This window comes from Shewanella sp. NKUCC01_JLK, from assembly GCF_019345615.1.
Classification (GTDB): domain Bacteria; phylum Pseudomonadota; class Gammaproteobacteria; order Enterobacterales; family Shewanellaceae; genus Shewanella; species Shewanella oncorhynchi.
Genome location: NZ_JAHKRD010000010.1, coordinates 89243 through 114250 on the forward strand (window position 1 = coordinate 89243; position 25008 = coordinate 114250).

Sequence of the window (25008 nt, forward strand, 5' to 3'; positions counted from 1 at the left end):
GTAATACAGCCCGTAATGGATGATAACCTAGATAGGAAAGCTAAACATTAAACGCCAAACATTGAGCCCATCGCCACGACGATAACTAAATCCGATGCGATCAACACTCAATAATTCACCGCCTAACGGCTTAGAAAACGCGAGGGAAAAACCGGCCTCATAACTGCCTGAAACTATGGTATCTTGCTCTATCTCGCTAATAAATCTAAGTTCATTGAAATACCAATAGCCTACAGCAAAGATCCTTGGTTGCACCTGCAGATCCCACCATTGCCAGCGTGGTGCTAACCCTAAATCAACACCTGTTTGTAGTACTGCAAATTGATCCGAAAACTTACCATAGTGCTCGCTGTACCCTGCAAAGCGTAATCTCGATACCCACACAGCATCCTGCCCTGCTAAGGTAAAGTCATACAAGCTACTGATCCCTGAGGCGATAATAGCAACGTTATCGTTTTTATCGAAGTTAGTGCCAAAACCGATATCTAAATACCCTTCCATTCGAGTATTTTCGCTCGCCTGCCAATGATGCTCAAAACCTGGGGTAACTGTCATAGTACCTATCGACGACGGTAACTCGCCTTCAGTGATATCTTTGGCTAAATAATCAAAAAAGCCAAAGGAGATAGGTAAACGTAACCAAGTTTGGCTACCGCTATCTTTCTTCAAATCAAAAGTTAACGGAATACTAACGACGGTCGCATTTTGGTTTGCAGCGCGGTAAACGCCAGTGCCAAGATAACTACCAAAGGCGTAAACAGAATTTGGATTAGCGCTAGTTTCTATCGGATTACTACCATTAGCATTACTATTAGATGCATGATTGATAGAAAAGCCGGGATCATCCGCTTGAGATGCAGATATGAATGTATTTGTAGCGGAAATACTATCGGCAAAGGTGGTAGGAATAACGCTCAGTAATACCAAGCACATTAGCGACAAGCTTAATAGCAACCGACTGAAACAATGGCTCAATTGACTTAAACCTTCCTCATTTTTAACTCAATCGGTCGACTCATCATTATGACAAAACTACTTATTTTCATCCATAAAATGATATTCAGACATCATGTGTCCAAGCTCAGTGGATTTAGTTTTTAAGTACGCTTCGTTATAACGATTTTTACCAACTTGCAGTGGTACGCGCTCAACCACTTCGATGCCAAACTCCTTCATCGCTTTCACTTTACGCGGATTATTGGTCATCAAACGCACATGCTTCACCCCTATCTGTTCCAGCATAGGCTTGATCATGTCGTATTTACGCATATCCGCTTCGAAACCGAGTTGCTCGTTGGCTTCAACCGTGTTAGCGCCTTTATCTTGCAGCTCATAGGCGCGAATTTTATTCAGCAAACCAATGCCACGGCCTTCTTGGCGTAAATAGAGGATAAAGCCACTGCCCGTTTCCGCAATATTTTGCATGGCTGCTTGTAACTGAAAACCACAGTCACAACGCAAGCTAAATAAAGCATCGCCGGTTAAACACTCGGAATGAATACGGCCCAACACAGGTTCATCCGCACTGAGCGTACCGAATGTGAGCGCAACATGCTCTTTACCTGATTCGGTATCTTCAAAACCATGCATGGCAAACACGCCCCAAGGAGTGGGTAACTTTGACGTCGCGACATATTTTATCGACATACTTAACCTTAACGACAACTCTCATTCCATGAGACGAATAAGATCCCTAGAAACAAAACGAGGATTAGGCACTTAGCCAACTAAGCGCACCATTCTAAAGTGTTTTCGAACAATCCAGAAATACTTTAGTGTTTTAATCAACTAAACCAAACATGAATGTCTTTTCGATGGGCAGCACGAAGGAATGGATTAAAACGAAGCAGTGCATTAAATACAAGGAGCACAAACACGTGATCGACACTCGATCCCGTGCCAGTGACATCCTATCCCACATTAAAATTTTGCGGGAGCGTATCCAGTAACTTCCGTTAGCCCCATTTCACGGCCGATAGCCGTCATAGGGTGGATTACCACAAGCCCTTTGACAGACTTTTTCAGTTTGCCCATGTCTGCTTGTTCCGCTTTTGTCAAAGCACGATGGAAAGGCAAACCTTTAATATCTGACCCTTGCTTATTCAATAAGCGGGTTTGTTGCCCTTTCACACTGCCGATTTGCTTAGTGACCGCAGCGATTTCGCGTTTGAACTGGGCAATAATGACGTCATCGCCTCTTTGTTCAGCCGCAGCAAGTTTACGACGAAATTTATCTAATTTATCGTTAAGCTGCTGCAGTTCTTGCTTTAAATTCATTCTGTTACCTTAAATTACCTAAGTTAGCCACAGTAAAATCTTAGCCTGATTATGCTAGCGTCTGTGTCAAGGCCTGAGATTATAGCAGCAAGTTACAGATCCTCGTTACCGCTTTTATAACAAACGAATGATCTGATTGCTGCTACCGCGAAAGACAAGACTCGGATCGGCAAGACTTTGTTCAAATTTTCCGTCCACCAGCACATCAATATAAGCCAACACGACGCGCTGTTCATCACTCAACTCATCGAGCACATAACCTGTCCACAGCCAAATATCCTTCCCCTTACACTCAGCCTTGACTCGTTTGACGAGCGTCAAAATGGCACTGAGATTGACAGGCAATAAAGGATCTCCGCCCGAAAGCGATAAACCACGGCGCACAATCCGCTGATCATTGAGATCGGCAATAATCCTATCTTCCATCGTCCTATCAAACACATGCCCAGAACGGGGATCCCACGTGCTTTGGTTGTAACAACCGCGGCACTGGTGCTCACAGCCAGAGACAAACAAGGTCGCACGGGTACCTGGGCCATTGACCACATCGATAGGGAAATATTGATGGTAATTCATTGATGGTCACTCATAGTGCATTTCATCTTTTAACACTGACACTCATCCCGTGGCACTATTTGATGCCACGGAATAAGTCTAACAGGCAGAATAAGGTAATAGTGTTACAAGTGTTTGATCCTGCGTTTTACTTCTTCTTGCTTGCCATAATTAAAGGGCCGCGCATCAGGACTGCCTAAGTAACCGCACACACGGCGCGTCACAGAAACCCGACTAGGCTCATGATTGCCACACTTAGGGCAAGTGAACCCTTTACTGGTACAACTAAATTCACCGGTAAAACCACAGTCGTAGCATTCATCAATTGGCGTGTTAGTGCCATAGTAAGGCACGCGGCTGTAGCTATAATCCCAGACGTTTTCCAGCGCTTCGAGGTTATGCTGCATATTGGGATATTCGCCATAACAAATAAAGCCGCCGTTCGCGATAGCGGGATATGGCTGTTCAAAATCAATTTTATCGTAAGGGTTAACACTTTTTTCCACATCGAGGTGGAAACTATTAGTGTAATAGCCCTTGTCCGTCACCCCTGTGACTAGCCCAAATTGCTTCGCATCCAGTTTACAAAAACGGCTGCAGAGACTCTCACTTGGCGTGCTATACAGACTAAAGCCATAACCTGTTTCGGCCTTCCATGCATCCGTGGCCGCTTTAAGATAGGCTACAATAGCGACGGCTTTTTCCCTCAATTGTGCATCGTCAAATACATGGGTTTGGGTGCCATAGAGTGCATTCATGGTTTCATGCAGGCCAATGTAACCGAGTGAAATCGAAGCGCGGCCATTTTTAAAGATTTGCGCCACATCATCATCAGCGCGCAAGCGTACACCACAGGCGCCTTCCATATAAAGGATAGGTGCCACACGGGCTTTAACACCATTCAGTCGCTCAATACGGGTATCCAGCGCTTTACGGGCTAATACTAATCTGTCATCTAAAATACGATAAAACTCAGTCTCATCGCCATTGGCTTCTAAGGCAATCCGCGGCAGGTTTAAACTGACCACTCCCAAATTATTGCGCCCTTCATGCACAAGCTCGCCATTTTCTTCATAGGTGCCTAAAAAGCTACGGCAGCCCATTGGGGTTTTAAATGAACCGGTAACTTTCTCGACTTGCTCGTAGTTGAGGATGTCGGGATACATGCGCATTGTTGCGCATTTGAGCGCCATCTGTTTTACATCGTAATTGCAATCGCCCGCTTTATGATTAATACCATCGCGAATCGCAAACACTAGCTTAGGGAATACTGCAGTCTTGCGATTTTTACCCAATCCCGCCATCCGCACTTTGAGCATAGATTGCTGAATTAAGCGTGATTCCCACGACGTACCTAAACCAAACCCAAAGGTCACGAACGGTGTTTGGCCATTGGCAGTGTGTAAGGTATTGACCTCATATTCCAAAGACTGGAATGCATCGTGACATTCTTTTTCAGTTTGCGCCGTGGCAAAGGCTTTGGCGTCGGTAATCTTCCAATTCAGGGCAATTTGGTAATGCTTGTCGTAGCTCTTAGCGACAAATGGCGCTAACACTTCATCGATACGGTTGATAGTAGTTCCGCCATAGATATGACTCGCCACTTGGGCAATAATCTGCGCGGTCACCGCTGTCGCTGTTGAAATAGACTTAGGGGTTTCAATTTCGGCATTACCCATTTTAAAGCCGTGGGTCAACATGCCAGCTAAATCAATCAACATGCAGTTAAACATCGGGAAAAACGGAGAGTAATCTAGGTCGTGGTAATGGATCTCGCCCGCTTCATGGGCAGCGACCACATCCTTTGGCAAAATATGACTCTTGGCGTAATGTTTGGCGACTATGCCCGCGAGTAAATCCCGCTGAGTAGGAATGACTTTTGAATCTTTATTAGCATTTTCATTGAGCAAAGCCGCATTGCTTTGCTCAACTAAACCACGGATTTCGAGGTTGAGTTTACTGGTCGCTTCACGGCACACATCTCTGTCGTGGCGGTATTCGATATACACCCGCGCCAGGGACTTGTACGGCCCTTCCATCAGTAAATTCTCAACCGCATCTTGTAGATGGTGGATATCGACTTCAGCTAATGGCGCGACGCTCTGACTGATACACGCTGCCACTGTCGCTGCATAGTCGCCATCCTCTATTCCAACTGAGTTTGCAGCGGCATTCACTGCATCCCTTATCCTTGTTTCATCAAAAGGTGTGCGGCAACCATCACGCTTAATTACGACTGGCATTGTTCAGTTCCTCTCCATCTCGCCTAAAAATTAACACTACATCTAGTGATTTTGAAAGCATAAAACACAATATGTAGAGCATTAGGCTACAATGACGGTAAGGAGTCCATGATCCAGATCATAGTTTTTAGGATGAAATAAAAGAACAAACAAGAACTGCAGCTAGGCCCAATTATCTGAAAATTGCGCCTTGACCTGCTGATTAAACCCAGCTAGTTAAATGCGTGACAATTTGTGTTTATCACGCACTATGGATGTGAATTAACGTTTAGCAAGCGCAAGATAACTACTGAGTTGGCCCGATGCAGATTGATGTGACCCCATAGATGAAGCGAGTTGCATCATAGATTTTAGCCCCTGCCACTGCTGCTTTTGAGCATCCGTAAGCGGAGGTTCAGAATTCAAATAATCCGTCAATTGGCTAAGGACTTTCGTGGCCTTCTGGGCTAACACCGGCGACTGAGCATCATCCATATTGGTTAAGACGTTCTTAGCATCTACTAAGGTATTGATAAGAGGATTATTAGGTGATTTTTTAGCTAATGACTTGATTTCATCATCTAAAAAATCTTGCAACGATTGTTTAGTCGGCGTTGTTGTGCTCGGCACTGTAATACCGTTTTTCGATAAACGCTCGAGTTGCACATCCGATAAAATGCCATCTTTTTGTAAGCGCGACACCAATGCGGGAATATCGGCGACGCCAAATTGACCATCGGCAAAAAAATCCTTCGCCATCGATTGAATTTTCTGTGCGCGTTGCGCCCGTGGCGACAGCGCTATCTCATCGGTTTTACCTTTATCGGGTTTGGTAGCATCCGTCTGCGTTTTATTTGTTTCTGTCGTAGTATCGGTTTTAGCCGTGCTCGTCTTTTGGCTATTGGCACCATAAGCATCGGCGATACTGGCACTGCTGCGATTAAGATTAAAGGCATTTAAAATAGAATTCATCGTCAAAAATTCGGCGTCTAAGACTCAATGACGGTTTTAAAGCAAAAACTAAGCCAATCAAGTATTAATCAGTGCAACCCCTGAGTTAATAGCATCACTATGCATAAACTAACTTATATCTAGGACTGTATGTCTTCGATCAAGGCAAGACATTGCCGCCTTAGTAAATCGAGTGCCTCAGCGTCCATCTGCACTTTATCTAGTAAGGTTTGCTTCAAGGCAAGAGCTTCGTGCCTGATACCCTCTCCTTGACTTGTCAGAGTGATCAGCTTTTTCCGCTCATCTTCAACGCAGGCTAATCGCGTAATCAACCCCTTCAACTCTAACCGCTTGACGATTGGCGTTAGGGTTCCCATATCGAGTTTAGTCGCCATTGATAGCTGGGTTTGGCTGCAGCCGTTTTGACGCCACAGGGTTTGCATCACTAAATATTGAGGGAAAGTTAACTCGTATGCCTCGAGTAGAGGCCGATAAGCACGCACTAATGCATTGCTCGCAGAATATAACGCGAAACAAACATTATCGGATAAACAGAGTGGATCGCTAGAAGCTTGGCTATGAGTCTGTTTTGTAGCGTCTAGCTCAGGTTGAGGTAAGCAATTCTGCACGTTTAAGCGCCTGTCATTTAAACATAACGCTATCTTATCCGATCTGTCCCACCTCATCTAGTTTGCGCGCAAACTATTTGCATTCGATCTTAAAGCCACGTAGAGTTAACATCATTAGTTTGCGCACAAACAAAAGGTGAGTTTTTATGAAGAGTATGACTGAAACCCGTGAAATCCATCTAGCTAGTCGCCCAGAAGGCATGCCTACAGCACAGAACTTTACTTTAGTAAATAAAGCGTTAGCACCGCTCGCTGATGGACAAGTGCTGATTAAAAATCTATGGATGTCGGTTGACCCTTACATGCGCGGGCGCATGGTTGATCGCAAGAGTTATGTTCCGCCCTTCGCCTTAAATCAAGTCTTAGAAGGCGGTGCGATTGGTGAAGTTATCGCGTCAAAAAACACCGAGTTCCCGGTTGGTACTAAAGTCAGCAGCATGCTAGGTTGGCGTGAACACGCAGTCACAGATACCGCAGGACTGACAGCTTTACCACTAACTACGCTTGATAATTCACATTTCCTCGGCGTACTCGGAATGCCAGGCATGACAGCTTGGACAGGACTGACTCGCATTACAGATTTAAAAGCGGGTGAGACACTGTTCGTTTCCGCAGCCTCTGGCGCAGTAGGTAGCGTAGCCTGCCAAATTGGTAAACTAATAGGTGCTCGTGTAATAGCCTCTGTCGGTTCAGATGAAAAAGCTGAATTATTAAAAAGTTATGGTGTTGATGCGGTCATCAATTACAAGACTTGTGGCAATCTCACCCAAGCGTTGACAAAAGCCGCCCCAGAAAGAATTGACGTGTATTTTGAGAACGTCGGTGGCGAGCATTTAGCCGCAGCGCTGAGCAATATGAAAGATCATGGACGTATCGCTGTTTGCGGTATGATTTCGCAATATAACAACACAACTCCAACGCCTGGCCCTGACAACTTAGCCCTAATTGTAATGCGAAAACTCAAGTTAGAAGGTTTTATCGTATCCGAACATTGGGCGCATTATCCTGAGTTCACCGCAAAAATGACTCAATGGTTAGCGGAAGACAAAGTCAAAGCAGAACAAACAATTTATCAAGGGCTTGAACAAGCACCTGATGCTTTTATCGGTCTATTTGAAGGTAAGAATCGCGGTAAAATGTTGGTAAAACTAGCCTAAGTCACCAACAAAGCGGTATAAACATCTCAATATGAGATAGCAAATAGTCGGTATCGCGAAAGTGATACCGACTTTTGTTTATCTTGCAATCAAACGCTATCTATATGAAAGCTTTTGACTCTACATTTTGCATCATCAGCCTTTCCAGAGCGCAGCTTCAATCAAGTGGGCGACTTTCTCCACCGCAGCTTCGCCGGCGGCAATCGCCTCATCAGCACGGTGAAACTCCATAGTGCCGATATTTCCCACCTCTGGCACAATACAAATATCTGGTGGATCGCCCATCAACCGCGCCCGCTTATGTCTTTGCTCTAAAATACCCATAGATTGCGACATCACAGCAATCATCCCCGGATTCGATTTAGTGCCGAGCGAAAACTTATCGGTTAGGTTACTGACATAATCTCGGCCACGGGCAAATAAATCCATAAAGCCCGTTTCTTGTCGCGCTGGCATATCCATTTCAGCTTGGACAGTCCTTTGGCTGGTCATATTCACGGGTAACACTTGGATACGCCCAGAATGATAACCATATAAATCCACTGCAATCACTACATCAACGCCCATGGCACGGCTAACCGAAACAGGAACAGGATTCACCACAGCGCCATCGACTAACCAGCGTTCTCCTTGTCTGACAGGGGCTAAAATCCCCGGCATGGAGCAAGAGGCCCGTACCGCTTGCCGTAAATCCCCTTCAGTAAACCAAATTTCCTGACCAGAGTATAAGTCAGTCGCGACGGCTGCAAAGGGACGATTGAGATTCTCAATATTCACATCTCCTATACGTGCATGCAGCACATCGAACACCTTGTCTCCGCCGATAAGCCCGCCCTTACGCCATCGAATATCCATCAAGCCAAGCACGTCCCAACTAGAAAAACCGCGCACCCATTTTTCTAACTCGGGTAAATGATCATGGGCGTAAGCGGCACCCACTAAAGCCCCCACCGAACATCCAGCCACTTTATCGGGCTTAATACCCATGGCAGCTAAACCATTCAATACACCTATATGTGCCCAACCTTTCGCCGCCCCACTGCCCAAGGCAATACCTACCGAAGGGGTTGTTCCGTTAGCCATAAATCATTTCTCCTGTAACTCAATGCAGTACACGATAACGTAAAATCCTGCCATATCCACTGTCAATCGGTAAAAACGACACAATTAAGAGGTTGTAATACCAATGTAAATAAATACAATCAACAGAGCATAAATGGCACACTTTCTACATCAATCCGTGCATGAAGCAGAGATAATCACCGATGTGGATAGCTGAGCAAGGGCGATTAAGGCTATAATCTGCCCTTACTAAGATTTAGGGGATATACCTTTGCAATTTACCGATTTTTCTCTGGACCAGCGTCTGCTTCAAAGCATAAAACATATGGGGATCACAGAACCCACCGCCATCCAGGAACAAGCACTGCCTATCGCATTGGCAGGTAAAGATTTAATGGCGTCATCAAAAACGGGCTCAGGTAAAACCTTAGCGTTTTTGTTACCCGCATTGCAAAGAGTCATTTCTACCCGCTCACTGTCGAAACGTGATCCTAGAGTCTTGATTTTATTACCGACTCGCGAACTAGCACATCAGGTTTATAGTCAGCTTCGCCTCCTTGTCGCCAACACCCAATACAAGGCCATCAGCGTACTGGGCGGTGAAAACTTTAATGACCAAGCCAAAGCCTTAGCGAAAGAACCGCATTTTATTGTCGCGACTCCAGGCCGTATCGCCGATCATTTAGAACAGAAGCATCTTTTTCTCAATGGCTTAGAGTTATTAGTCCTCGATGAAGCCGACCGCATGTTAGATTTAGGCTTTGCCCCGCAGTTAAAAGCCATCAACGATGCAGCCGATCATAAACGCCGTCAAACTCTGATGTTTTCTGCCACGTTAGATCACGACGAAATCAATGATATCGCAGCAACATTACTAAAAAATCCAGCGCACGTGGCGATTGGCGCGGCTCACTCTGAGCATAACGATATTCATCAACGTATCTTTTTATGTGACCACTTAGACCATAAAGAAGCGTTATTAGCCCGTTTGCTCAAAGATGAAACCCATAAACAAGTGATTATTTTTACCGCGACGCGTCCAGATACTGAGCGCTTAGCCGCTAAATTAACCACGCAAGGTTTTGCAACCGCCGCACTCAGCGGTGATTTAAAGCAGGCCGCACGAAACCAAATCATGGACCAATTTGCCCGTGGCCAACAACAAGTACTAGTGACAACCGATGTCGCCTCTCGCGGCCTGGATTTGCTCAATGTGTCCTTGGTCGTTAACTTCGACATGCCTAAATTTGCCGAAGAATACGTGCATCGTATCGGCCGTACTGGTCGTGCAGGCGCAAAAGGTGATGCGATATCGCTCGTCGGGCCAAAAGATTGGGACAACTTTAAGAAAGTCCAAGTCTTCCTCAGAAAAACCTTTGAGATCAGCACAATTCCAGGCCTAGAAGCTAAATTTAGTGGTCTAAAAAGCAAAGCTAAACAAACGCCAGTAAAACGTGTTGCTAAAGCGGAGCTTGCTAAAGGTAAGAGCAAAAGAACCAAAGCAACCACACCAGCACCGTCGCGGGATAAGCGTTTCATCACGGGCGTGGATGTCGGCGATGCTCCTATGCGTAGAAAACCTGCTGCGGCACAATTACTGCAAGATAATGATACTGAAGAAGTTTAAAACTAATTTATGCATAAAGGCCGGTGGATTTAACATCAGATATTATCTCTGATACAAATCACATAGGCATGATCTAATACTGGAAATTGACATACTAAAATTATCAGTCTGTCGCCAAGCGAATCAAAAGCGCATGGTAAACACTGATCCTCATGTCATTTCCAGCTACAATAGCGCTATTATCGATATTTTGAAGGTGTAACATGAGAGTTTGTGGTGTTGAATTAAAAGGTGGCGAAGCCATTATCAGTTTATTGAGCTATGAAGGTGAAACCTTCAATGTGCCAGAATGCCGTAAGGTGTCTTTCACCGTTTCCCAATCTGCTACCACAGAAGCTATTCGTGAGTTTCACTTCGCTTTTCATAAGCTTATGCAAGATTATCGCGTTGATGAAGTTGTCATCATAGAACGTGAGCAAAAAGGTAAACTCGCGGGTTCAGCGACAAGCTTTAAACTTGAAGCAGCCATTCAATTAGGGGAATTACCTGTCAGTCTATTGTCTCCTGTCACTATCAAAGAGCAAAACAAGCGCAATCCACCCCAAGTTGATTTCGATAGTTTAGATCTTAAAAAAGTACAGCAGTTAGCTTTCGAAGCCGCTTATGCCCATCAAAATCGCCGAATTTTTGGCAAAGTATAAGTAATGTGATGAACTCAGGCTCCGAAGTCATTCGGAGCTAAATCCTCTATGAATCCATTAAAGTACTTAAACGGTTACAGCCTTGATATTCAACAGCAGGTACAGCAACATCTCGATGCTGGCACATTACCCAAGCTATTGCTGAAACGTCATCCTGTCATACATAGCGTTCGTAGCGATAAAGCGCTGTACGACTATACTCAGACGATTAAAAATCAATTTTTACGCCAGTCCTCCCCGCTCTCAAAAGTGATATTTGATGACAAAATTAATATTAGCCATCATGCACTTGGCTTGCATTCTTACGTAGCACGAGTTCAAGGCAATAAAATCAAAGCGAAGAACGAAATTCGCATTTCTTCGCGTTTAAAGCGTGTGCCAGAACCTTTGTTGCGTATGGTCGTAGTACATGAATTAGCCCATTTAAAAGAAAAAGATCACAACAAAGCTTTCTATAATTTGTGTACCCACATGGAGCCGGATTATCACCAGTTTGAATTTGATTTGCGCTTATTATTGACTTGCATCGACGCTAACATATCCCCTTATTCTACAGATAAAGTCGATACCTAACCTTCGTATATTTTTCGCCCAAAACTTGACTGATAATAGTTTTCATTTAGAATGCTGAAGTATCTCACGCAGGAGAACTCAGTAATGACAATGACGAAACAGAATATCGATAAACTTTTGAGCAAATGGTGTAAAAAACAAGCTAAAAAGTTACTCAAAACACAGGCGAAATCTGTTTCAAGTTCAGGAAAAGTGATTCCATCCTTATCTCGTCTGAACACCCTGACTGATAAATCTTTGACGAATAAAAAGGCTCAACGAAAGCACCTCACCCAATTACTCTCTAAGCATATTGCTCTGCAAGAATTTGCCCATAACAATAAATCAACACTCAAAAAACAATTAAAACTCGCGAAAGCTAAGTTTATTGCCGCAAATGATGCGACATTTTCATCGACTATTATTACTCGACTTTCTCCTTTACCCACGGAACACAGCTTTGCATTACGTCCCTTTAAAAAATCACCCTGTGGTGGCTGTCCCGCATTAAAAGGTAAATTGTGCAAGTGCGCATTAAAAGTGATGCAAAGGCGCCACGCAAGCTGATAGGCACGATTTAGCACTGCATATTTGGTTCTCTGTTCAGTCCTTAATAAAAAACGTTATAAGCTCTTCAGCCGCACAATTTTCCTCTTCACAACCTTTTGAATGACTCGCTATAACACTTCTAACTGAAGATCCTATCTATTTTATCCCCTTATGTTTTATCGCCACGACTTCGAGTCGAACAAATTTTAAGCTTTTATACAACTCGAACAGTACTCGTGATAGCAGGAAAATGTCTACCACAATAAGCATTTTGGAAACAAAAATGCCGATGAAACTTTCATTTCATCGGCATTGATAAACTCTTCTAGAAAGCCAGTGCTATTGTTTATTCAAACTTTGATACTATAAATTCTATTAGCTTAGGTTTGGCTAACCTAAGTTCATTATAGCTTCACGACTCTTCACCATATTAGTGAATGTGCGTAAATCTTGATTCGCTAACTTGCTCGACATAGGAATATCGGCTTTCAACGGATCAACAGGTTTACCATTGATATGGAATTCATAATGCAAATGCGGGCCAGTCGAACGACCTGTATTACCAGATAAAGCAATCACTTGACCGCGAGTTACACGTTGACCTTTACGCACTAACGCCTTAGACAAATGTAGGTAACGGGTACGGTACTTACCACCATGTTCAATCACAATATACTTACCAGCAAACTGATGGTCCGTCACTAAACTGACAATTCCATCACCAGGTGCAACAACTTTAGTCCCGATCGGCACAGAAAAATCTGTTCCATTATGGGGAGAAATACGCCCTGTGATTGGGTGTTTGCGATGGCTGTTAAAACGTGAACTCATACGCGGTTGTTTAGCTAACGGATAACGTTGGAATGCCCGAACTAAACTCTGACCTTTAGCATCATAATAACTACCATCAGAATATTGATATGCACTAATTTCAGAACGACCACTTTTAATACTGACGCCTAAAATTTGGCTACTTCCCGTCGGTTCACCTTCAACATATTGATCATTTACCAAAACTGAGAATTTGTCGCCAGCTCGTAAATCACGGGCAAAATTCAATTTTTCTTTGAGTAAATCTTCAATTCGCTGAATATCTGCAGCGGCTAAGCCCATTTTTTGGGCTGAAACGTAGAAAGAACCTTTAATATCGCCAGTCAAAATTCGATTTTGCCAAACACCTTCAACGTTCACTTCTTCAACATTAAAACTACCGTCTTCATAACGCGTAAAAACCACTTGGCGGGCAGCGTTAAAATAAAGTTCTAATTTTTGTAACTGACCTTCACTATCAAGCCAAAATTGCATTCTGTTACCAGGTAACAAGGTATCAAGTGCCAAAATGTTTAAATCAGCTTCTAAAACCTTATACATAGTCTGCTGATCAACACCCGCCTTGGAAAATAACCCACTTAAGGTATCACCGGAAACGATAATTCGCTCAAACTGGGGAGCATTATTAATGAGTGCAGCTTGATCTAGGACTTCAGGTTCAGAAACTTGAGGGAGAATATTTTCAATATCGAGAACAACAGGGATACGCTGAGCAGTTGGCGTAACATGGTTATTATTCGGCATCAACATCGCAGCACCCATCAACAAACTACCCATTAATAGAATGTTCTTTTGGGTCGATGATAAGTTCTGCAAACGGGTTTGCGATAAGTTGATAAAGTTGGGTTTGCCTGTTTGCAACGCTTTTCACCTTTCGTTAACTTTGCGTTCTATTTTTGACCAGTCCCTTTGAGGGAAGCCCGAATTTTTTCCAACTTATATCAAAAAACCGATTATGACAAACGCTATTTCACTCTTTTGTTGTACCATTAATGAAAAACATGCGCTAGTTGGCATTTCCAACTCACTTTGTGTGTATTATCCGAATGTTAAACACACAGGAGATACAATAAATAACACTTATAAAACAATTTGTTATTTATCGCACTCTGTGAGAATGAGCAACTAAGGCAAAACTATCGTCATTTCGCTCCCATGTGAGGTTTTATTGATGTCGATGCGGGTATTTATCTGCTCTTTCATTTCCGACACGTGCGAGATCACCCCTATCATGCGGCCAGAGGATTGCAAATCCATCAGGGTCCGAATGGCCAGTTCTAAAGAATCTTGATCTAAACTGCCAAAGCCTTCATCGATAAATAAAGTATCGAGTTTAATACCACCTGCATAGGCTTGCACGACATCAGATAGGCCTAACGCCATAGATAATGCTGCCATAAAACTTTCACCACCGCTTAAGGTGGCCACAGGACGCACTTTGGAGGTATAAGCATCTTCTACTTCTAATTCGAGCCCAGAAGCTTTGTTGCCCTTGGCCCTATCTTCCTTACGTAGTAAACGATAACGCCCTTTGCTCATTAGGTGTAGCCTGTGGCTTGCCTCTAACAACACATCGTCAAGCAGTACGCTTAACACAAAACGTTGCAGACTGATCTTATTACCTGTATTTCCATTAGCGACATCTGCAAGGGTGCCGATAACCGCATATTCATCTTCCAAAACCTTAGCTTTTGCATCGGCAATACTCAGCTGGGTTTGGGTTTGCATCAGTAATACTGTGCGCGTGTGAAGCAACTGCCATGCCTGCTCTGCTGCGTGTAATGCTTGCTGCGCGAACTCAAGCTCAGCAGCCAGCTTAATGCTATCAGGTGGCACTTTATCTTTAAGCTTAAGCGCTAACTGCTCGCACTGTGCCTTGGTCAAAGCACTGCGCTGTTGGTAAGCCTCAATCTCGCTGGCTAATGCACGCTGTTGTTCTTCATCCAGCATGGCCTCAAATAAGGCCTGTTGATCGGCAAAACCTGCTGCGACTAATTGCTGATTGAGTTGCTGCTGTGCACGCGTTTGCTGGGCTAATGCCGCCTCAGCAGCATTTTCAGCACCATTAAGTGCCGCTTTAGCCGCAACAAAAGATTGGCCAGTCTGTTGTTGGAGATCCCTAACACTAGTGATCTGTTGCTTAATTTGGCTGATACTTTGCTGATTTTGCGCGATTGCTGCAGTTAAGGCCTCAAGCGTTGCAAGCGCAGATGGAACACTTTGCTGCATGTGCGCTAACTGCCCCTGCAATAGATCCACTTTAGATTGCAGTGCACTGTCGTGTGTTTGTCCTTGCTCTAGCTTTTGTTGTAGATGCGTTTCCTGTGCGTGCAACAATGCAATCTCTTGCTGTAACAGCTGTAACTGCTGATGGGCTTGCTCCGCTTGAGTGAGTGAGAAAGCGTATTGCGACAAGGTATGTGTATGTTCGTCTAAAGGAATATCAACCGCAGTGCCCAATTGGACCGCGAGATCTTGTGCTTGCTGTTGCAAGGTTTCTAACTGCGTTTGTAGCCCACGATATTCCGCTCTGGCTTTGCTCAGGATTTCTTGAGCATTCGTTTCAGCCTCAAGTGCTAATTGCAGCGCTTCATCACTTGGGAGTGGATCTTGGCTTTGTGCTGGCTGTGGATGTGTTTGGCTGCCACAAACAGGGCAAGGTTCATCTTGCTGTAATTGCCGCGCTAAAATAGCGGCCTGTCCTTGATGCCAAGTCAACAATAAGGCTTTATATGTAACCTGTGCTTGCTGATGCTGAGCACTGAGTTGTCGCCCTTTGACTTTAGCCTCAACAAGTTTTGCCTGTGTCGACGATACCCTTGCCGCCACTTGTTGCCATTGCTGATAGGTAGACAATAACTGCTGTTGCTGCTGATGCGCTTGTTGCAATGAGAGGCGAGTTTCGCTGTTGGCCTGTAGTTGCGGCAGAGCGGATTCCAATTCACGGCGTTTTTGGACTGCGGTGGTTAACTCATTTTTGCTGTTCTGAAGTTGTATTTTCGCGCTAATGAGCTGCGCTTGCTCTTGTTCAAGGGTTTTATTAAGCCTATCCAATTCCCTGAGCTGCGGCCCTAAGGCATTCAGTTGCTGTTTGACCTGTTCCTGTTCGAGTAACGACGCTTCCAACACGGGCAAATCAGCGGCCTTAAGCTCTGCGTTATCGAAGGCTTGTTTAGCATTGATTAATGCTGTTTTCGCATGTTCAAGGGAAAGACTTGCCGCCTTGGCTTCCTGCTCACGGGCCACAAACACCTCAAGCATGGGTGCCAAGTGCTGCGCCTGTTTAGCCAAATTCAGTTTGTAGGTTTGCGCAGCCATGTTTTCTTGCTGTGCATCAAGCGCAGCAACCGTTTGAGTTAAGGCATCAAACTGCACAAATTCGGCCAATAAATGCTGGGCGGCATCGCTGGTTTTTATCACCCATTGTTGCTGCTGTAATGCATGTTCTTTCGCACTTTGGGCTGTTTCAAGTTCTGGCGTAAGCTTGGCTAATTCACAGCTAAGCTCGTCATCGGATGCTAAACCCGCACTTTGTAAAATGCCATCACGGCGGCTGCGTTGATCTTTCACTAAGGCGCGGATATCTGCAGCCTTACTTTTTAAGGAATCTTCAATACGTCGGTATATATGCGTTTGAAATAGCTGACTAAATATCAGTTCTCTTGCTTTGGAGTCTGCCATTAACAATTCGCGAAATTTCCCCTGCGGCAACACCATCACTTGGCGAAACTGCTCCACATCGAGGCCAGTTAAGGCTTCAATCTCAGCGGTTGCCTCAGAGACTTTGCTCGCTACAAGCAAACTTTCATTACCCGCGGCGTCTATCTTATATAACTGTGCTTCGGGCTTCTGCACCGTTGAGCCGTCACCGCTTTTTTTAACCCTGTCTTGTTCTGGCACACGGCGAATACGATAACTGCTATTACCCAACTGAAAACTAAAAGTGACTTCTGTTAGCAGACTATCATCGGCCATATCGCAGCGCATCTGGCTGCCTTCACGCTCATTACCAGTGGTTTTGCCATAGAGGGCAAAGCAAATACCATCGAGCAAGGTCGTCTTACCCGCACCAGTGGGTCCATTAATCAAAAACAACGGATTAGTCCCTAAGGCCGTAAAATCAAGTTCTTGAGTCGATGCAAAGGGGCCAAAGGCTGACATGGAAAGGCTAAGTGGTCTCATGCTTGGCGCTCCTCATTGTGTAGCTTAGTCAGGAGTTCATCCATCACGGCTTGCTGTGCTTGTGTTAATGACTCGCCGGACACTTGAGAGAAAAAGTCACGGAACATGTCCATCTCGCCTTTTTTGATATGATCTCGGCTCAAGGTGACTTGTTGCTGCCCCGCCATCAGACCAGTCCGCTCTAAATGCAGCACATTAGGGTAAACGGCTCTCAATTTTCCCATAGCATCTAAAATGGCATGTTTATCAAGAAGTCTGACCATAAGGTAGTCCTCACGCTTGATATCCGTTTTACCTTGGGCGAGTAATGTGGCTAACTCCCCTTCTAAGATGCGGACATCGCGTATTGACGTTAATGGCAATAAACTAATTTTAATCGGCGTTTGCGCGCTAAGTTCGACTAAGGTCACCGACTTATGTTGATGTTGTTCGCTAAAGGAATACTTCAAAATCGATCCTGAGTAGCGCACATGCTCTGCACCTTTGTATTGCGGTCCGTGCAAATGCCCAAGGGCGACATAATCAAACTCAGTAAATAGCGTTGGCGATATTTTATCAGCGCCACCAATGCTCAGTGGTCGCTCAGATTCTGACTCGCTACCACCATCCAAAAAACAATGGCTTATCACCACTTTCGGCAAACCTTGGCTATCGTGCTGGCGTACTTGTTCAAGCAATAGCGTCATTGCGGCCTCATGGCTTGCCGCCTCACACTCAAAAACTTGGCGCACTGTGGCAGGTTCGGCATAGGGCAAGGCATAAAACACCGCATCACCGCTTGAACTCGACAAAGTAATGGGATAAATATCAGCACTCAAAGGGCCAATAATATGTAACCCACTTGCCGCCATTTGTTTTGCTGCAAAACCTAAGCGCTCGTGACCATCGTGGTTACCTGCAATTATAATGACTTGCAGGCCTAAATCATGCACTAAGCGGTTAAGCACATCATCTAACAGCGCAACCGCATTCGCAGGCGGAATCGATCTGTCATAAATATCCCCCGCCACAATCACGGCATCCACCTTGTGTTCATCCGCTAGAGCAATAATTTGCTCGAGCACAAAGGCTTGATCATCCAGTAGTGATTGATTGTGTAATTGACGACCTATGTGCCAGTCCGAGGTGTGGATAAATTTCATAATCGCTCTTTTAAAGAAGTGGTGGCGCTAAACCCGAGCGCACATGCCGCCCGTCGATGCAAAATAAGACTGGCAAGATAGACACTGCACTTAAATCAATCGGATTAAATATGTACACAATATTTAAAATACACACCAAAACAATAAGAAGCCTAAAAAGTGTATTAAAAATGACAGGTAATACTATTCAAAAAACTTGAAAGAGTACACCTAACTCAAAGTAGGATGAGACGTTTTAAGTCGTCATTTGGCGGATCTTTTGGGTGATATCCACCTCGGCTTAACTTTTGAGCCAAGATGGACGCCACTAAGATACACTCATGCGCAGCTTAAAGAGCGTCTATTGATGAGTGAGTTTTATAAAATGCTAAATATCAAAGAGTTTACGAAAATAAATTATATTGGCTCGCCAAAAGTTTAAAACTCATAGCAAGGGACATAGTCACCACCAATGGCTTGATAATCTTTGTTCCTTTAGTGACCACGAGACGAGAACCCAAGGTTGCGCCAATCGCTTGCCCTGCCAGCATGACTAATCCTAATAACCAAATCACTTTTCCGCCCAAGGCAAAGAAGATCAGCGAAGCAATGTTAGTGGAGAAATTAAGTAGTTTTGCGTGGGCAGTTGCCTTCGCCAAACCAAACCCCGCTAGCGATACAAAGGCCAGCGCAAAAAAACTCCCAGTGCCAGGGCCAAAAAAGCCATCGTATAATCCCACGCCCAATGCTGCAGTAAAGGCAAATGCGGTAGGAGTCAGCACTTGATGTTTATCATCTTCAGAAATCTTTTTCGAAAATAAAAAGTAACAACCAATAGCCAAAATCAAAAAAGGTAACATCAACTCCAGCACTTCAGTATCGACGAGTTGAACTAGAATCGTACCCAATGCCGCACCGATAAATGCACAAATCAAAGCTAACTTAACGGATTTAAGATCAACCAGCCCTTTACGGACAAAGTACAAACTCGCAAAAAAACTGCCGCCACAGGCCTGCAGCTTATTTGTCCCTAAGGCAACCGCAGGCGGCAAGCCTGCCCACATAAGTGCAGGAATGGTCAGCAAGCCTCCGCCACCGGCGATTGAGTCAATAAAACCAGCCACCATAGCGACGGCAAAAAGTATCGCTGCGATTTGTAGAGTCAGTTCAAATTCCATGATGATTTATTATTCTTCTGATAAAAAAGAGAGTGATTGCCGAACATTAGACTGCGTTTGCCAAATAAACGCAAAGGAGTTATTGTCGCCACAGCGTGAGATAAACTCACACAAAATCCCGAGTCCTGTTCTGATTTTCCAGCAGTAGGAAATAAAATGTTTACCGAACTACCGCCCCTCAATTCTCTCCGTGCCTTCGAAGCCGCAGCACGTTTACAGAGCATGACATTAGCCAGCAAGGAGTTGCATGTCACCCATGGCGCAGTCAGCAAACAAATCAGAGTATTGGAGGATTATTTAGGTTTTGAGCTCTTTGTACGCTTACACAAAAAAGTCGGTTTAACCGATGAAGCCAAACGCTATTTACCCCATGTTCAAGCCGCTCTGCAAACATTATCTAGTGCTACCAGTGACTTGCGCCGTCAACCCACTAAGCCGCAAACCTTAGCCATCAATGTGCTGCCAAGCTTAACCATCAATTGGCTCATTCCAAGAATGGAGCAGTTTAAATCCCGCCATCCACACTTGTATGTCGACTTATCCATTGGCGACTTTGCCGTGGATTTTAGCCAAGGTCGTTATGATATTGCGATCCGTAGTAGCACAGTCATCCCTAAGGGCGCGAATTATATCAAACTGATGGATGAGGATTTATGCTTAGTTTGCGCGCCTTCACTAGCGCCTAAACTGCAAAATATCGAGGACATTAATCACGTCACGTTACTGAAACACACCACAAGACCCGAACTTTGGGAGTATTGGGCGGAAAAGGTGGGTTTAACACTCACCCAAGCACAAACCTTTGGTGTCGAGCATTTTTATATGTTGAGTCAAGCGGCTGCGAGTGGCATGGGTGCAGCACTTATTCCGCGATTCTTCATCGAAGAACAACTGGCAAATGGCAGCTTAGTCATCCCCTTCGACGCCCCCTTTACCAGTCCCTATCGATATTATTTACTCACCCCCAAATCCCCAAGCCTGCCGTTAAAAGCTCAAGCTTTTATCGACTGGTTATTAGAGATTTTTGCGCCCTATCGTCATTAATCTGCATTAAGCATATCTCAGTTCAAGCGAGGCACAATAACGCTATAAGTGCCAAACGAGGCTATTGAGATCACTAACGGAGCGCAGAAAAACATCAATAAAAAACCACCCAAAAGGTGGTTTATTAGATTCAAGGCTTAAAGCGCATCAGAATTAGTGATTGCAATGCTCACCGTGAACATGGTCATCATCGTCCATAAACTCATCGTCACCGTCTTGATGTTGCATTACACCCCAACCGTCGGTCATGCCGCCGAATTCGGCAGCAAAATCATTTAGCATGACTTCTTGTTCAACCAATGTATCGTACTCAGGCACCATATTGAGACAAACAATGATTTCCCACTTACCAAGCTCATCATTCAGATTCAGCTCAAGCTCACCTTCCAAGTCAGAATTTGTTAATTCTTCTAACGCAGTTTCAGCATCACGTTGGTCATCAAAAACCAAAAAGAAATCAACATCTAACTCTTTAGTTAAATCGATTCCCGCTTCAGCCATTGCGGCCAGCATTTTACCATTGTCATCATCTGGAAATTGCATTTCTTGCTCCACTGTTTCAGGCTTATTCTGCCGCAATGATTTGAACTGATTCACCATTAAAGCTGACGATGTCGCCCGCGATAATTTTTTTACGTTTACGAGTTTCAACTTCACCGTTCACAGTGACTTGACCTTCGTCGATAAAATGTTTGGCTTCACCACCTGCATTGCTCATGCCTTGCACTTTTAATACTTTGTACAATTCAATGAAATCTTCGCCAGAATGCAAAGCCAATTGATTAATTTGCGCCACTTAATACACGCCTTCTAAAAATAAACCTGCGACATTATACCAGCACAGTACAAAATTCGCTGAAGATAATTTGGCTAGAGACGTCTTTCATCGGCGAGTAGGCCAAAGGCTGATTCATCGAGCCAGTTTTCACCTATTTTGAATTGCTGCCTGAGTAAACCTTCAAGCCGAAAACCACACTTTTCGAGAACTCGTGCCGATGCGTGATTATCTTTAGCACAATGACCGACAAATTTATGTACATTAAAACTTAAACAAGCCCAATCAATGACCGCCATTAAGCTCTCAGTCGCATAACCTTTACCATGGCCCTCTACCGCCAGTAAATAACCCACTTCGGCACGCTGTTCCTCGAAACTTTGACAATAGAGGCCCGTTAAACCGATAAACTGCCCAGTATCAACTGTCTCAATCACTAAGGTCAGCCAATCGCCAGAACCGTAGAACCAAGTATCAGAACGCTGCTGAAACTTACTGCGGATCACCTCTTGCGACTCTGGAACGCGTACAAAACGATTAATCTCAGGATCATTATGCAGTGCATAAAAATGTTCCCAATCACTATCTTGTAAGCTCCTGAGTTTCAATCTATCAGTGTAGAGTTCCAGCATAGTGACTCCGTGATGAGCATATAAAACAAAACGGCAGCAAACGCTGCCGTATCAAACAAGCTGTATTAGATAAGCGGCAAAACTTACGCGCGGCTGGTCACTTCAAGTAAATGAAAGCCAAATTGCGTTTTCACGGGTCCTTGTACTTCATTTAATGGTGCACTAAAAACCACTTCATCAAACTCTCTGACCATCATGCCAGGACCAAATGACCCCAATTCGCCGCCTTGGGCACCTGATGGGCAAGAAGAGTGCGCGCGAGCAATTTGAGCAAAATCTGCGCCTTCCATTATTTGCTGTTTCAGCGCTTGACACTGCTCTTCACTGCTGACTAACAAATGTCTTGCTGTTGCCTGGACCATAGTAAAACTCCTGTAAGGATCATGAGACATTTGCCCCAAATATCATTGAGTTCCCACTAAAACATTCGTTTTAACAGGTTTTGAATCAACAGTATAAAAACTTTCTGTTGAATAAAAAAGTCTTAAAATGCCGTCACTGACAACAAAGTCAAGTAACGGCACCTTACACGGCTAAGCTTGTTTCGACGCAATCCAACGATCGATCTTGTTTTCCATGACCGCCATGGGTAATGAACCTGAGGTGAGGATTTGATCGTGGAATGCTTTTAAATCAAATTTATCACCCAAGGCTTTTTCTGCGCGGGCACGCAGTGCCAAAATCTTCAACTGACCGACCTTGTAAGACAAAGCTTGACCAGGGATCGCCATATAGCGCTCCACTTCAGCGACTATGTCACTCTCAGCCATAGGCGAGTTGTCTTTCATGTACTGAATCGCCTGTTCACGACTCCAACCTTTAGAATGAAGGCCAGTATCAACCACTAAGCGCATTGCACGCAGCATTTCATCGGAAAGCTTACCAAAATACTGGTAAGGATCGGTAAATAGCCCCATCTCAATACCTAAGTATTCAGCATAAAGTGCCCAACCTTCCTCGAAAGCGGTATAACCGCTAAAACGCTGAAACTCAGGCACACCGGTCAGCTCTTGTTTGATCGCGATTTGGAAGTGATGCCCAGGAGCGGCCTCGTGCAAAGATAAAGTCGTCATCCCCCACTTAGGCTGTGCTTTGAGGTTATAAGTGTTGATATAAAACACCCCTGGACGGCTGCCATCCACCGCTGGCGCTTCATAAGAGGCTCCCGCTGCTGATTGTTCTCTAAAACTTTCAACCGGCTTAACCACGTAATCAGCCTTTGGCATCACATTAAAGTAGTTAGGTAAGACATGATTGATTTTATCTTTCAACACCATATAACCATCAATCAAACCTTGGCGATCGCTATAGAAATACTGCGGCTCTGAAGATAAAGACGCAAAAAACGCCTTCAAATCGCCCTTAAAACCGACCTGCTCACGCACCTTATCCATCTCAGATAAAATTCGCGCCACTTCACTTAAACCAATTTGATGAATTTCATCCACAGACATAGTGGTGGTCGTATGTGAGTTCGCCAGATGCTGATACCAAGCTTTACCGTTAGGCAAACCTGACCAACCATCAGTCGCCCGCGATTTAGGTAAATAGGTTTGCTTAAAGTAATCGCGTAAGTTCGTTAACGCTGGCACGATACGCTCGGCTATCATAGCTTGATAACGGGTGGTCAATTCCGCTTTATCTTGCTCTGAAAAACTTTCGGGAAAATGCTGGATTGGCGAGTAAAAAATGCTCTGAGTCGCATCTGTCGTTAACATAGCATCTAACTGAGGAATAATGCGCTCTACCAACACTCGAGGTAGTACCACTTTACTTTCAATGCCTTGATTCATACGATTTTCAGCAAGTGCGACCCACTTGATGAAACCATCGACTCTCTGTTCCCAATTACGGTAATCTTGGACAGTCTTAAAAGGTTGTGCACTTTCGCCACTTCCCAGCTGCACCATAGTAATGACAGTGCTATAGAACTGGCTTATCGGCATAAAGCGTGAAGGGAAAGTTTCGTCCACTAACGCCATATCACGGTCATAGACGAACAGGTCATAACTCAACTGTAAATCCGCAGGCAGTTGCTTTGGATCTATCGCACGCACCTGAGCTAAATAGTGAGTGTTAAGATCATGACGAGCCTTAAGGTAATCCTCAGTTAAATCTCCGCCGAAATCGGCGTTATAGTCATTAACGCCGACAAAAGTGGCGTAGATGGGCTCAAGCTTTAGGTAATCTTTAAAATAAGCATCCACAAGCGCTAAATAACGCTGCTCGGCCGTTTGTGTTTCGCCCTGCACTGCTGTCATATTAGCCGAGCTATTTTCTTGAACTGCAGTGACTTCAGGTTTAGAACAACCTTGAAGGGTGAAGATTAACGCTATCGAACCTGCCAATAAACCCAATTTCATTTTAATATTTCTCCTTTTTGGCCCGCTATTGCAGAACTGTTTCTATACTTAGTTCAAGGTCTGCTATCGGAGTTAATCTATGATCTACTCGTTCCGCAACTCAGGTTTCAGGGATCCAGAAACTGGAGTCTATAACCAAACCTATTTCATGGAAGTATTCAACCGAGAATGGCATCGTCACATGAGAGACCACCAAAGCTTGGCACTATTGTATCTGTGCCCTCACATTCATGAAACCGTCAAACAACCCCATTTACTCGAATTCTTTACTAAACAAGTGCAAGAAGCGCTATTAAGAGCAACAGATATGATTGCTAGGCTAGATCACAATCACTTTGCGTTGGGTTTGTTCAATATAGATGAGGTGGGGACGGAAGTAGTGTTAAAACGAATAGAACAACAAATATCTGACTTTAATCAAGATTTTGGTAAACATCATAAACTGACAATCGACTATAAACTGGCTGCCTGTATTTGCCTACCTACACAGGAAAGTAAAATAGAGTCACTCTTCAGTAATGTCAGCCAACTTTCACAACAACTTGAAAAAAATCATGATCAATCCCAAGCCTTAATCCGCTTACAGTAAATAGGCTTATTGATACCAAAGAAAAAGCCCCTTGCGGGGCTTTTCGATTTAAACACTAAACTGCGAAGTAA

At 44.3% G+C, this 25008-nt stretch carries 24 protein-coding genes; 7 read left to right on the plus strand and 17 right to left on the minus strand.

All coding sequences use genetic code 11. From position 1 onward, the window contains the following. Positions 1 to 27 precede the first annotated feature (27 nt). The 7 genes from KO537_RS12240 to KO537_RS12270 all read right to left on the minus strand — a co-directional run bounded on the left by KO537_RS12240 (position 28) and on the right by KO537_RS12270 (position 6634). On the minus strand, positions 28 to 975 hold the full coding sequence (locus tag KO537_RS12240; RefSeq protein ID WP_219234566.1) for a hypothetical protein: 948 nt from the start codon (positions 973 to 975) through the stop codon (positions 28 to 30). Between the two features lie 57 nt (positions 976 to 1032). Beyond that, positions 1033 to 1647: a GTP cyclohydrolase II gene (gene ribA / locus KO537_RS12245; RefSeq protein ID WP_006087423.1), complete on the minus strand. Its 615-nt coding sequence runs from the start codon at positions 1645 to 1647 to the stop codon at positions 1033 to 1035. A 273-nt stretch (positions 1648 to 1920) separates the two neighbouring features. After that, entirely contained in the window at positions 1921 to 2277 is a 357-nt protein-coding gene (locus KO537_RS12250; protein WP_028760414.1) for a YibL family ribosome-associated protein, read from the minus strand. A 114-nt stretch (positions 2278 to 2391) separates the two neighbouring features. After that, the gene (gene nrdG, locus KO537_RS12255; protein WP_219234567.1) at positions 2392 to 2853 is read right to left on the minus strand and encodes an anaerobic ribonucleoside-triphosphate reductase-activating protein; all 462 of its coding nucleotides are present in this window, start codon (positions 2851 to 2853) and stop codon (positions 2392 to 2394) included. Positions 2854 to 2957: 104 nt separating this feature from the next. Further along, a complete protein-coding gene (nrdD, locus tag KO537_RS12260) occupies positions 2958 to 5075 on the minus strand; it encodes an anaerobic ribonucleoside-triphosphate reductase (RefSeq protein WP_173245562.1) in 2118 nt (705 codons plus the stop codon). 261 nt (positions 5076 to 5336) lie between these two features. Continuing rightward, on the minus strand, positions 5337 to 6026 hold the full coding sequence (locus tag KO537_RS12265; RefSeq protein ID WP_219234568.1) for a hypothetical protein: 690 nt from the start codon (positions 6024 to 6026) through the stop codon (positions 5337 to 5339). A 119-nt stretch (positions 6027 to 6145) separates the two neighbouring features. Further along, complete coding sequence (locus KO537_RS12270) at positions 6146 to 6634, minus strand: MarR family transcriptional regulator (RefSeq protein ID WP_105252906.1); 489 nt, start codon at positions 6632 to 6634, stop codon at positions 6146 to 6148. 146 nt (positions 6635 to 6780) lie between these two features. Between KO537_RS12270 and KO537_RS12275 the strand changes: the two genes are divergently transcribed. After that, positions 6781 to 7791 carry an NADP-dependent oxidoreductase gene (locus tag KO537_RS12275; protein WP_219234569.1) on the plus strand — a complete coding sequence of 337 codons (1011 nt, stop codon included), beginning with the start codon at positions 6781 to 6783 and terminating at the stop codon, positions 7789 to 7791. Positions 7792 to 7926: 135 nt separating this feature from the next. Here KO537_RS12275 and rssA read toward each other — a convergent pair whose 3' ends face one another. After that, complete coding sequence (rssA, locus tag KO537_RS12280) at positions 7927 to 8874, minus strand: patatin-like phospholipase RssA (protein ID WP_105252908.1); 948 nt, start codon at positions 8872 to 8874, stop codon at positions 7927 to 7929. 250 nt (positions 8875 to 9124) lie between these two features. On the opposite strand from rssA, the gene KO537_RS12285 reads away from it, so the two are divergent. From KO537_RS12285 to KO537_RS12300, 4 genes are all read left to right on the plus strand, one after another. After that, entirely contained in the window at positions 9125 to 10480 is a 1356-nt protein-coding gene (locus tag KO537_RS12285; RefSeq protein WP_173496518.1) for a DEAD/DEAH box helicase, read from the plus strand. 203 nt (positions 10481 to 10683) lie between these two features. Next, positions 10684 to 11121: a DUF3010 family protein gene (locus KO537_RS12290; RefSeq protein WP_028760422.1), complete on the plus strand. Its 438-nt coding sequence runs from the start codon at positions 10684 to 10686 to the stop codon at positions 11119 to 11121. A gap of 48 nt (positions 11122 to 11169) precedes the next feature. Then, complete coding sequence (locus KO537_RS12295) at positions 11170 to 11694, plus strand: M48 family metallopeptidase (RefSeq protein WP_105252910.1); 525 nt, start codon at positions 11170 to 11172, stop codon at positions 11692 to 11694. A gap of 90 nt (positions 11695 to 11784) precedes the next feature. Further along, entirely contained in the window at positions 11785 to 12240 is a 456-nt protein-coding gene (locus KO537_RS12300; RefSeq protein WP_219234605.1) for a hypothetical protein, read from the plus strand. Between the two features lie 372 nt (positions 12241 to 12612). Here the strand turns inward: KO537_RS12300 and KO537_RS12305 are convergent, their stop codons facing one another. From KO537_RS12305 to KO537_RS12320, 4 genes are all read right to left on the minus strand, one after another. Then, positions 12613 to 13914 carry a peptidoglycan DD-metalloendopeptidase family protein gene (locus KO537_RS12305; protein WP_028760425.1) on the minus strand — a complete coding sequence of 434 codons (1302 nt, stop codon included), beginning with the start codon at positions 13912 to 13914 and terminating at the stop codon, positions 12613 to 12615. Between the two features lie 264 nt (positions 13915 to 14178). Next, on the minus strand, positions 14179 to 17235 hold the full coding sequence (locus tag KO537_RS12310; protein ID WP_219234570.1) for an SMC family ATPase: 3057 nt from the start codon (positions 17233 to 17235) through the stop codon (positions 14179 to 14181). After that, complete coding sequence (locus KO537_RS12315; RefSeq protein WP_173245580.1) at positions 17232 to 18377, minus strand: exonuclease SbcCD subunit D; 1146 nt, start codon at positions 18375 to 18377, stop codon at positions 17232 to 17234. The genes KO537_RS12310 and KO537_RS12315 overlap by 4 nt, the downstream gene beginning before the upstream one ends. A 383-nt stretch (positions 18378 to 18760) precedes the next feature. Beyond that, positions 18761 to 19534 (minus strand): TSUP family transporter, encoded by a 774-nt coding sequence (locus KO537_RS12320; protein ID WP_028760428.1) that lies wholly within the window; start codon positions 19532 to 19534, stop codon positions 18761 to 18763. Between the two features lie 156 nt (positions 19535 to 19690). Here KO537_RS12320 and KO537_RS12325 point away from each other — a divergent pair, with 156 nt between their 5' ends. Beyond that, positions 19691 to 20578 carry a LysR family transcriptional regulator gene (locus KO537_RS12325; protein WP_219234571.1) on the plus strand — a complete coding sequence of 296 codons (888 nt, stop codon included), beginning with the start codon at positions 19691 to 19693 and terminating at the stop codon, positions 20576 to 20578. A 153-nt stretch (positions 20579 to 20731) separates the two neighbouring features. On the opposite strand, the gene KO537_RS12330 is transcribed toward KO537_RS12325, so the two are convergent. From KO537_RS12330 to KO537_RS12350, 5 genes are all read right to left on the minus strand, one after another. Next, entirely contained in the window at positions 20732 to 21121 is a 390-nt protein-coding gene (locus KO537_RS12330) for a ribonuclease E inhibitor RraB (protein ID WP_113938831.1), read from the minus strand. Between the two features lie 22 nt (positions 21122 to 21143). Then, complete coding sequence (locus KO537_RS12335) at positions 21144 to 21374, minus strand: RNA-binding S4 domain-containing protein (protein ID WP_028760431.1); 231 nt, start codon at positions 21372 to 21374, stop codon at positions 21144 to 21146. A gap of 74 nt (positions 21375 to 21448) precedes the next feature. Next, positions 21449 to 21985 carry a GNAT family N-acetyltransferase gene (locus KO537_RS12340; RefSeq protein ID WP_173496516.1) on the minus strand — a complete coding sequence of 179 codons (537 nt, stop codon included), beginning with the start codon at positions 21983 to 21985 and terminating at the stop codon, positions 21449 to 21451. A gap of 83 nt (positions 21986 to 22068) precedes the next feature. Beyond that, a complete protein-coding gene (locus KO537_RS12345; RefSeq protein WP_028760433.1) occupies positions 22069 to 22347 on the minus strand; it encodes a peptidylprolyl isomerase in 279 nt (92 codons plus the stop codon). Positions 22348 to 22518: 171 nt separating this feature from the next. After that, a complete protein-coding gene (locus KO537_RS12350; protein WP_173496515.1) occupies positions 22519 to 24348 on the minus strand; it encodes a DUF885 domain-containing protein in 1830 nt (609 codons plus the stop codon). A gap of 79 nt (positions 24349 to 24427) precedes the next feature. Here KO537_RS12350 and KO537_RS12355 point away from each other — a divergent pair, with 79 nt between their 5' ends. Then, the gene (locus KO537_RS12355) at positions 24428 to 24937 is read left to right on the plus strand and encodes a diguanylate cyclase (protein ID WP_028760435.1); all 510 of its coding nucleotides are present in this window, start codon (positions 24428 to 24430) and stop codon (positions 24935 to 24937) included. Positions 24938 to 25008 lie beyond the last annotated feature (71 nt).

Bases quoted from the DNA above. Each gene is read 5' to 3' on its own strand.
- KO537_RS12275 (WP_219234569.1), top strand. From the start codon at position 6,781: ATGAAGAGTATGACTGAAACCCGTGAAATCCATCTAGCTAGTCGCCCA.
- KO537_RS12290 (WP_028760422.1), top strand. From the start codon at position 10,684: ATGAGAGTTTGTGGTGTTGAATTAAAAGGTGGCGAAGCCATTATCAGT.
- nrdG (WP_219234567.1), bottom strand. From the start codon at position 2,853: ATGAATTACCATCAATATTTCCCTATCGATGTGGTCAATGGCCCAGGT.
- KO537_RS12325 (WP_219234571.1), top strand. From the start codon at position 19,691: ATGTTTACCGAACTACCGCCCCTCAATTCTCTCCGTGCCTTCGAAGCC.
- KO537_RS12330 (WP_113938831.1), bottom strand. From the start codon at position 21,121: ATGCAATTTCCAGATGATGACAATGGTAAAATGCTGGCCGCAATGGCT.
- ribA (WP_006087423.1), bottom strand. From the start codon at position 1,647: ATGTCGATAAAATATGTCGCGACGTCAAAGTTACCCACTCCTTGGGGC.
- nrdD (WP_173245562.1), bottom strand. From the start codon at position 5,075: ATGCCAGTCGTAATTAAGCGTGATGGTTGCCGCACACCTTTTGATGAA.
- KO537_RS12345 (WP_028760433.1), bottom strand. From the start codon at position 22,347: ATGGTCCAGGCAACAGCAAGACATTTGTTAGTCAGCAGTGAAGAGCAG.
- KO537_RS12320 (WP_028760428.1), bottom strand. From the start codon at position 19,534: ATGGAATTTGAACTGACTCTACAAATCGCAGCGATACTTTTTGCCGTC.
- rssA (WP_105252908.1), bottom strand. From the start codon at position 8,874: ATGGCTAACGGAACAACCCCTTCGGTAGGTATTGCCTTGGGCAGTGGG.
- KO537_RS12310 (WP_219234570.1), bottom strand. From the start codon at position 17,235: ATGAGACCACTTAGCCTTTCCATGTCAGCCTTTGGCCCCTTTGCATCG.
- KO537_RS12250 (WP_028760414.1), bottom strand. From the start codon at position 2,277: ATGAATTTAAAGCAAGAACTGCAGCAGCTTAACGATAAATTAGATAAA.
- KO537_RS12355 (WP_028760435.1), top strand. From the start codon at position 24,428: ATGATCTACTCGTTCCGCAACTCAGGTTTCAGGGATCCAGAAACTGGA.
- KO537_RS12295 (WP_105252910.1), top strand. From the start codon at position 11,170: ATGAATCCATTAAAGTACTTAAACGGTTACAGCCTTGATATTCAACAG.
- KO537_RS12340 (WP_173496516.1), bottom strand. From the start codon at position 21,985: ATGCTGGAACTCTACACTGATAGATTGAAACTCAGGAGCTTACAAGAT.
- KO537_RS12265 (WP_219234568.1), bottom strand. From the start codon at position 6,026: ATGAATTCTATTTTAAATGCCTTTAATCTTAATCGCAGCAGTGCCAGT.
- KO537_RS12315 (WP_173245580.1), bottom strand. From the start codon at position 18,377: ATGAAATTTATCCACACCTCGGACTGGCACATAGGTCGTCAATTACAC.
- KO537_RS12350 (WP_173496515.1), bottom strand. From the start codon at position 24,348: ATGAAATTGGGTTTATTGGCAGGTTCGATAGCGTTAATCTTCACCCTT.
- KO537_RS12300 (WP_219234605.1), top strand. From the start codon at position 11,785: ATGACGAAACAGAATATCGATAAACTTTTGAGCAAATGGTGTAAAAAA.